Genomic DNA, 544 nt, shown 5'->3' with positions numbered 1-544 from the left:
GCCCCCGGCCGGCGGACCGCAACGTAGCCAGGCGGCCGGCAAAGCCGCCTTTCGACGGAGGACGTGCTATGGCGATCAACGAGCGCGAACTACTCGAAGACCTTGCTTACCAGGAAGCCGAAGGCGCCGCCGAGATGTATGCGGACGATGCGGATTCCGCCGACTTTCTCGACGGCCACGGTGCCGAGGGCGAGCAGGAAGACGGGTTCGACGCCGGCGAGGCCGAGTGGGGCGGGGAGGAGGAGGACGGGGCTGGCTTCGACGGCATGGACGGCTACGAGGCCGAGGCCGACGGGGCCGAGGAGAGCGACGCCCTCGAGGAGGTGATGGCGTCCGCGCTCATGGCCGAGGAGGAGGACGAGTTCTTCGGCAAGATCGTGAAAGGCATCCGCAGCGCCTTGCCGGTCGTCGGCAAGATCGCCCGCGCCGCCGCCCCGGTCCTGAGCGTGATCCCGCATCCCGCCGCCCAGGCCGCCGCCACCGCGGCCCGGATGATCGGCAAGCTGCGCGCGGAAGGGGCGTCCGAGGAGGAAGCCCTGGAGGC

Annotated in this window: 1 pseudogene; it reads left to right on the top strand. The window is 71.0% G+C overall.

What is annotated here, in order from left to right:
* A pseudogene (locus VQ03_RS30625) lies at positions 1-544 on the top strand (hypothetical protein); the annotation flags it as partial.

It is taken from the genome of Methylobacterium tarhaniae (genome assembly GCF_001043955.1).
Taxonomy (GTDB): domain Bacteria; phylum Pseudomonadota; class Alphaproteobacteria; order Rhizobiales; family Beijerinckiaceae; genus Methylobacterium; species Methylobacterium tarhaniae.
Note: the sequence above shows the minus strand (reverse complement) of the source record. Positions and strands in the feature narration are given on the sequence as shown.